Source organism: Kutzneria sp. NPDC051319, assembly GCF_040682195.1.
GTDB lineage: Bacteria > Actinomycetota > Actinomycetes > Mycobacteriales > Pseudonocardiaceae > Kutzneria.
In genome coordinates this window covers 257,066-265,121 of sequence record NZ_JBFBAM010000006.1, presented here as the reverse complement: position 1 = coordinate 265,121, position 8,056 = coordinate 257,066, and the positions used below count along the sequence as shown (strand labels likewise).

Annotated in this window: 5 protein-coding genes; all 5 read left to right on the top strand. The window is 71.4% G+C overall.

The genetic code is table 11. The features are described 5' to 3' along the window. Positions 1-1,787: hypothetical protein (locus tag AB0M73_RS08495; protein WP_363888581.1), on the top strand; the 1,787-nt coding region annotated here is incomplete at its 5' end. 13 nt (positions 1,788-1,800) lie between these two features. Continuing rightward, positions 1,801-4,707 (top strand): ATP-binding protein, encoded by a 2,907-nt coding sequence (locus AB0M73_RS08490; RefSeq protein WP_363888579.1) that lies wholly within the window; start codon positions 1,801-1,803, stop codon positions 4,705-4,707. 3 nt (positions 4,708-4,710) lie between these two features. After that, positions 4,711-5,604, top strand: a complete 894-nt coding sequence (locus AB0M73_RS08485) for a hypothetical protein (protein ID WP_363888576.1) — start codon at positions 4,711-4,713, stop codon at positions 5,602-5,604. Between the two features lie 5 nt (positions 5,605-5,609). Beyond that, positions 5,610-6,476 (top strand): hypothetical protein, encoded by an 867-nt coding sequence (locus AB0M73_RS08480; protein ID WP_363888575.1) that lies wholly within the window; start codon positions 5,610-5,612, stop codon positions 6,474-6,476. Positions 6,477-6,543: 67 nt separating this feature from the next. Next, positions 6,544-7,923: an NAD-binding protein gene (locus AB0M73_RS08475; RefSeq protein ID WP_363888572.1), complete on the top strand. Its 1,380-nt coding sequence runs from the start codon at positions 6,544-6,546 to the stop codon at positions 7,921-7,923. The last annotated feature ends 133 nt before the right edge of the window (positions 7,924-8,056 follow it).

The following is an 8,056-nucleotide window of genomic DNA, read 5'->3' as shown; positions in this document are numbered from 1 at the left end:
CGGTGGTGCCGGCGCCGACGATCACGTTGCCCACGCCGGCCCCTCGGCCGGCGTGGGTGGAGCCGCCGCGGCCGGACACCAGCGCGCTGGTCGCGGCCCGTTCCAAGGCCGTCACGCGGGTGATCTGGCGGCTGGCGTTCCTCACCGTCGCGGCATTCGCCTTCACCACGTACCAGCTGGTGATCGAACGGCAGGTCAGCCGGTACGGCAACTCGGCGCACCAGGTCTACACGGTGGCGCTGCTGGTGATTGCCGCGCTGCTGACCATCGGCGTCATCCGCGCCATCTCCGGCGTTCGCTTCGCCAACCGCAACATCCGCGTCTTCGAGCAGCCCTACCACCAGATGCGCCACACCGAACAGCAGCGCTACCGGCACGCCGTGCAGGCCTGGGAACAGGCGCAGCACCAACACAGCGCGGCCGCGGCACAAGCGGCACGAATGGCCACGGCGGCGGCGAACGGGCCGCAGTGGTACCCCGTGCAGCCGGCGTCCGAACCGACCCGGGTCGACGTGTTCGGCGGCGACCCGCATCGGCACGGCTGGGCCAGCCTGCTGGTCACCTTCGGCTCCTCGCTGCTGGCCGGCGGCCAGCGGATCACCGTGCTGGACTTCACCGGCCAGGAGGTCGGCGAGTCGCTGGCCAGCGTGGCCCGCGCCGGCGGCCTGAGCGTGGGCTCGGTGACGCTGACCGAGGAGGAGACGGTCGGGCTGAACCTGTTCGCGGGCTTGACGAATCGGGACATCGCCGAATGCGTCGGCCACGCCGCGACCAGCCGCCCGGACGGCGACCACCGTGAGGAACGGGCGCTGGCCGTGGACGTGCTGAAGATCGTGCTCGACGCCCTCGACGGGCCGGCCACGTTCGCCCGCCTGGCCGCCGGCGTGCGGGTGCTGTCCCAGGGCGCCGGCGAGCTGGCCCCGGAAGAGGTCAACCGGCTTGCTGCACGGATCGGGGACATCGACCAGAACGAGTGGGCCGCAAGGCAGTTGCGTCTGCTCGCCCGCCAGCTGGACATGGTCAACGACGTGGTGGCCGCCACCCCGGGCGGACGTCCACTGTGGACGAACGACCGGGTGTCGCTGGTCGCCACCGACGGTGGCCGCAGCGACCGCAAGGAGCTGCTGGACCGGCTGCTCGTGCAGCTGGCGCAGCGGGCCATGGACGGCCACGGCTGGCCGGGCGGCCTGCTGGTCGTGGCCGGGGCCGACCATCTCGGCGCGAAGACGGTGCAGGCGCTGTCCGAACACGCCCGCCACGCCGGCGTGCGGCTGATCCTGATGATCGACCAGCCGCAGGGCGACCTGGAGAAGTCGGCCGGCACCGGCGGCGTGGTCTGCATCATGAAGATGTACAACCACCGCGACGCCACCATCGCCGCCGAGTTCATCGGCAAGGGCCACAAGTTCGTCGTCAACCAGATCACCCGCCAGGTCGGCAGCACGTTCACCGACAGCGGCGGGGACAGCTTCGGGGCCAACACGGGCGGCACCAACAACTCCAAGCAGCGCCGCTCCGGCACCCAGGGCCGGCAGAACGGGCTGTCCGACTCCCGCGGCCACACCTGGACCGGCACCCGCGGCTGGAGCACCGCCGACAACGTCAGCACCTCGACCGGAACGAGCCGCGTGTACGAGTTCACGGTGGAGCCGCAGGAGATCCTCGGCATGCCGGAGACGTTGTTCATCCTGGTCGACAACTCCGGCCACGGCCGCCGGGTGATCACCGCCGACGCCAATCCCGGCATCTGCCTGCGGGACCGCGTCTCCGCGATCCCGGCGACGTGAGGCGGTGACGTCCGTGCCCCACCCCGTGAGCTGGTCGGAGTTCGACCTGCACGAGCTGACCGAGGTGCCCGCGCAGGCCGACGACCAGCGCCGCAAGAACGGCGAGCGCCGTGACGACGAGCGCGACGACCCGCTGGCGGCGCTGACCGTCGCGCTCGCCGGGGCCCACGCCGGGCTCACCTCGAACGGCAATCACGCGCCGGTCGTGTTGTCGGCCTGGCTGCGCCCGCCCAACGCGCGGCGGATGCACTTCCTGGTCGGCGGCAAGCCCGATTTCACGCCGGCGACGGGCACCGGGCACGGCGAGGTGCTGTTCCCGCCCGGCGCGCTGGCCACCCCGCTGGGCAAGGGACGCCCCACGCTCCTGGACCTGTTCACCTGCTGGGTGCCCTGCACCGGTCACCCGGACGCGCTGTGGGCGCCGACGGACACCAAGCACGCCAAGCCTTCCGAGCGCCGCGGCTCCTTCGAGCAGTACGTGGCCCACCTGCGGCAGCCCTTCGCCTGGGTGGTGCTGGCCGAGCCGGCGCGTCCGCAGGAGGTGCAGCCGGCACTGGACCGGCTGGTCGGCGAGATCCTTCCGTTGTCCCGCAACGAAGTCGGCGAGGCCAACCGGATCGCGTTGGAACGCAAGCAAAGCCGGTTCCGTGAACTCAGCCGGGCGCTGCTGGGCAACGCGTGGCGGATCCGGGTGCTGGTCGGCGGAACCGAAGGCGACGTCACCGAGAACATGGCCGCTTTGCTGTGCGCCGCCGCCGATCTGGACAGCCAGCCGTACGTGCTGACGCCGGCCGGTCCCGCGACCAGCCTGCCCGACGCCGCTCGGCACGAAGGCGTGCTGGCCGGCACCGACCTGCTGGCCCGGCTGACCCGGCCGCCGAGGCGGGAGCTGCCCGGCATCCGGGTCGTCGAGCCCCGGCGCTTCGACGTCACGCCGGATGCCCCCACGACCGACGGCCTGCTGCTGGGCCACGTGCTGGACGCCGCCCGCGCCGAGGTCGGCCCGCTGACCGCCGGCCCCGACTCGCTCAACCGGCACACCTTCGTCTGCGGCGCCACCGGCAGCGGCAAGTCGTTCACGGTGCGACACCTGCTGACCGAGGCCGCTCGGGCCGGGCTGCCGTGGCTCGTCGTCGAGCCGGCCAAGGCCGAGTACGGGCGGATGGCCAACCGGCTGGGCCCGCTCGGCCACGACGTCGTCGTGCTCCAGCCGGGCAAGCCGGGCGACCCGCCCGTCGGCTTCAACCCGCTGGTCCCGGCCCGGGTCACCGATCCCGACGGCACGCAGCGGGTCTTCCCGTTGCAGACCCACCTCGACCTGGTCCGCGCGCTGTTCATGGCCACGTTCGACCCGGACGAGCCGTTCCCGCAGATCGTCGCCAGCGCGCTGACCAGGTCGTACGAGGAGCTGGGTTGGGACGTCACGCTCGGCGAGGCTGCCCACCGTGGCGCGCAGCCGCGCTATCCCACCCTCACCGACCTCCAGCGGGTGGCCGGGATCGTGGTGGACGAGATCGGCTACGCGAGTGATATCGCCGCCAACATGCAGGGTTACGTGAAGGTGCGGATGCGCAGCCTCAGCCAGGGCGTCATCGGGCACTTCCTGCACGACGCGCACCAGCTCGACTTCGAGGCGCTGATGCGGCGCAACGTGGTGCTGGCGATCGAGGAAGTCGGCGACGACACCGACAAGGCCTTCCTGATGGGTGCGGTGCTGCTCCAGCTGACCGAGCACCTGAAACTGCTCTACGGCGACAAGTCACAGGTGCCGCTGCACCACCTCACCGTCATCGAGGAGGCGCACCGCCTGCTGCGTAACGCCGGCGAGAACGCCGACACCGCCGCCTCCCGCGGGGTCGAGACCTTCGCCTCGCTGCTGGCCGAGGTCCGCGCCTACGGCGAGGGACTTGTTGTGGTGGAACAGATCCCCAGCAAGCTGATCCCGGACGTCATCAAGAACACCGCGGTGAAGATCGTGCACCGGCTGCCGGCCGAGGACGACCGCAAGAGCGTCGGGGCCACCATGAACCTGGAGGAGGACCAGTCCCGGAACGTGGTGTCGTTGCAGCCCCGCGAGGCTGCCGTCTTCACCGACGGCATGGACCGGCCGCTGCTGGTGCGCGTCCCGCACGCCGGCCGGGCCGAGGAGGGCGTGCCCCGACCAGTCCCGGTCAACGGCTTGATCCGTACGCTGCGCAGCCCGACGTGCGGCAGTGAATGCCAGTCCCGCGCTTGCAGCCTGGGCGAGATGTCCCGCGCCGGCCAGCTGTTGGCCCAGTACCCGGTGCTCACCGTGTGGACCGAGCTGACCGTGGTGGCGCACCTGGCCAGCTTCCCGAATCCGACCCTGCAGCCCCGATATCGGGACATCCTGGTCACGTCCGAGTCGGTGCGGAACCTGGAATGCGCGCTGTCGCAAGCGGTCGAGCGCGCGGTGCGGACCCGGTCGGCCCAGCTGCAACCGGGCACATTGCCGTGGTTCTTCGCGGCGCACTGCAATGGCGTGCAGCTCTCGTCGCTTTCGACCGGCGAGGCCCACACCTGTCACGACGACGACCAGTCGATGCTCGCGCAGGCGTACAGGTGGACCCGCGTGCGGCACTGGCTCGAAGGCGACCCCGACGCGCCTCGACACCCGGATTCCGAGGCGTGGGAACGCTTCTACCGTCGGCCGATCCCGGGCGCGACCTGCGGCGAGCAGCTCCAGGCCGTGCGGCGCTGGGAGCGGGAGCTCTACCAGGACCAGGCCAGCCGCAACGCCGCCACGTACGGCACGAGCCGGCCGTCCGCGTTGGAGCAGGCGATCGGCGGCCAGGCCGACGGCGGGCCCGCCTGGCGGCGCGCGGTGGCCGCCGCACTGGAGTGGTTCACCGACGACGTCGACTGGGTCTGGTCGCACGTGGTGCCGAGCGAGGAGTGAGACATGGCTGGACCGGATTTCCCACCTCCCAAGGCGCAGAAGCCGCCCGAGAAGCTGCCGGACGCGCCGCCCGACGCGGTCCGTCCCGCCCAGCCCGATGCCAAGGGTCCCAAGGACAATCGCGCGCCGGTGGAGCCGCACCCGTCCGGCGACAAGACGGCGGCCACCGGCCACGGTCCCGTCAAGATCGACACCTCCCCGCGGGGCGTGGACGCCCCTCACCACGGCGGCGATCAGCACGGCGTGATGTCGCCCAAGATGGATGCGTGGCAGAAGAAGTTCGAGGGCCAGCAGCAACGCATGGACGGTCCTAAGTCGACGGTCACGCCCGACGTCAAGCAGCAGACCGACCGGCCGGCCGACCGGTTCTCCACCCGCCTGGACCTCAACGACAGCGTCCGGACCACGCCCGGCGGGCCGCTGGACATGGGCAAGGTCAAGGCGCAGCTCGACGGTCTCGTCAAGGCCGGGATCAGCGGCGTGCTGCGGGACCATGCGCAGCACGACATCGGGCACGGGGCCAAGATCGACTCCCATCACTATCCGCACGGCGGGCACACCGGGCGCGAGGTGCAGACCAAGCCGATGGAGGCCACCCTGCACGTCGACCACGCGAAGACCGAAATCGAGGCCAACAAGGTGAAGGCCATGTTCGACGTGGTGTGCAAGGAGAACAAGGTGCATTCCGTGCCCGAGGCCCGGCACGCGCCTCAGTTCGACCGCCCCGACCCGCAGCCGCCGCGCGTCGAGCACAGGCCCGGTCCGACGGGCCAGGAGTTCAACCGTGGGCAGCACGACCGGCCGTCTTTCCCGGCGCCGCAGGTGGTTCCGACCCATCCGCAGCAGTTCCAGACACCTTTCCCGCGGTACACGCCGCCCCACTTTCCCGGTAGGTGACCACGATGGACGCCAACGAGTTCAGATCGAAGCCACCGGACGTGAAGGTGCCGCCGCCGTTGGCGCCGCCGAAGGACCGGCAGGCCGAGGTCGCCGAGGCGCGGACCAAGTTCGGCCTCGACGGTGGTCGCGAGGCTCCCAGGACCGGTGTGGACCGGCGGCCGGTGGTGGAACGCCCGCCGGAGGCCCAGCACCGATCCGCGCCCGAAGGGTCACCGCTGCGCGAGTCGGAGAAAACCCTTGCGCAGAAAGGATTCACACCCAAGGACATCGACGGCCTACGACAGACGCTGCGGGATAACCCCCAGTTGTGCGACACCCTCGCCACGTCGAAGACCAATGCCGAGATGCTCCACGACTTCTCCCGGATCGGCACCGTGCCCGACCAGCGCTTCGCCGTGTCGAAGAGCCCCGAGGTCGACGCGCTGGTGCACAGGGCCGTGGACAAGCAGCCCGGCGAGTACGTCTCGCAGCGTGACCTCGACGGGCTGATGAAAATCGTCGGCGGCAGCGACCCCACCCTGCTCCGCCAGGGTTTCAGCGGATCCGACATCGACCGGATCCGCAACTACCTGGTAGTCGAGACCGGCCGGGTGGTGCCCAGCGAGCTGCCCCAGGCTGTGATGACCGACGACGGGGTGGAACACAAAACCACCGCGGACGGGGTTCTGCACGACCGTTGGCGCATGGTCGACGCCACCGCCAAGAACCCGCTGAGCACCGGCGTCGCGCGGGCGGCCGGCGCCGACCTGAAGACCGTCGAGCACGTGAGCCAGGCCGCCACCCTCATCCAGGAACCCGTCGGCAAGTACGTCAAGCGCACCGGGGAGGTGCGCAAGGGCATCGACGCCGCCTCGAAACCGCCGCAGTGATCGGGCGTTTTGCCAGGTGACCCCGGGTTAGCGTGCCGTCGCCCGTTATCGCTGGGGGTGCATGGCCATGACAACCGAAGAGGCGACCTTCGTCGTGATCGGCTCGACGGGTTCCGCCCGCCGAGTCTGCGCTGGGCTGCGCGACCGGCACCACACCGTGCACCATCTCGACGCCCCCGACGACCGTGCGCTCCGGACCGCCCTGGCCGGGCCCGTCGACGGCGTCGCCGTGCTCTCGCACGACGATCTGGTGGTTCTGCGCTACGCCATGGCCGTCGCGCACATCCATCCCTCGGTGCGGCTGCTCGCCTCCGTCTTCGACCGGGCCATCGCCCGGGAACTCACGGCGTTGTTGCCGTCGTGCACCGTCGCCTCCCCCGGTGATCTCGCCGCCGGCACCTTGGCCGGCCTGTGCCTGGAGCCCGACGCCTTGGCCGTGCACCACAACGGTTCCGGCGCTCTGGTCCTGCGGCGTCAGGACGACGGTGTCGCGTGGCAGCCCTGGCGCCACCTCCGGCGTTGGGACGCCGCCCGGGGCGTCGTCGGCGGCCAGCTCCGTCCGCACGACGGCGCCACCCGCATGCTCTTCGCCGGCCTCGTCGGTCTTCTCGTCGTGCTCGGCGCCGACTGGGCCTGGCAGATCGCCGCCGAGCACCAGGACCCCGCGTCGGCCTTCTTCTACGCCTCCCGGGTCATCGTCGGCGTCGGCCCCGCCGTCGCCGACCCCGCCGACCCCCTCTACCAGGTGTTGGCCGCCCTCGCCATGCTCGCCACCATCGCCTTCACCGCCCTGCTCACCGCCGGCCTCGTCGACCGCCTCCTCGGCCCCCGCCTGACCGGCATGATCGGCCGCCGCACCGTGCCCCGCCGTGGCCACGTCATCGTCGTCGGCCTCGGCCAGGTAGGCCTCCGCCTGTGCCAGGAACTTCGCGCCCTCCGCATCCCCGTCGTCGTCGTCGAACGCAACCGCTCCGCCCCCAACCTCCGCCTCGCCCGCACCCTCCGCATCCCCGTCGTCCTCGCCCACGCCGAGGACCGCTCCGTCCTCACCCGCCTCCGTCTCCCCCACGCCCTCGCCCTCGCCGCCGTCGCCTCCCGCGACACCGCCAACATCGCCGTCGCCGTCACCGCCCACGCCGTCGCCCCGTCCGTGCGTGTGGTCCTGCGTGCCGGCGACAACGAGGCCATCGCCGAGACCCGGTACCTGCTCCCCCTCGGAAGGACCTGCGACGTCACCCGGCTCAGCGCTACCTATGTGACCACCTGGCTCCTGGGCCGGCAGCCACGCACAGTGGCCGCCGACGACACCCACGACCTCGTCGACCTGGGTGGAAGTGGTTTCCAGCCCTGGACGCCACCGTTGGCGGAGCACTGCCCGCATCTGCCGGAGGATGCCGCAGTTCTGCGGTGGGTGGATCGGCCTGGGCGTGCTTCGCGGGCGTCGTAGGGGGTTGTGTGCGGTGCGGTGGTGCGTCGGGTGTCCGCACCGCGCAGTTGCGTGGTGGTTGGCTGCCAGGTCCGCGCTACCAGGCAGCCGTTGTCGTCTACACCGGGCCTTGAACGCCGGTCGTGCGTCGGGT

Coding starts and splice junctions, on each gene's coding strand:
- AB0M73_RS08475 (WP_363888572.1), top strand. CDS start 6,544: ATGACAACCGAAGAGGCGACCTTCGTCGTGATCGGCTCGACGGGTTCC.
- AB0M73_RS08480 (WP_363888575.1), top strand. CDS start 5,610: ATGGACGCCAACGAGTTCAGATCGAAGCCACCGGACGTGAAGGTGCCG.
- AB0M73_RS08485 (WP_363888576.1), top strand. CDS start 4,711: ATGGCTGGACCGGATTTCCCACCTCCCAAGGCGCAGAAGCCGCCCGAG.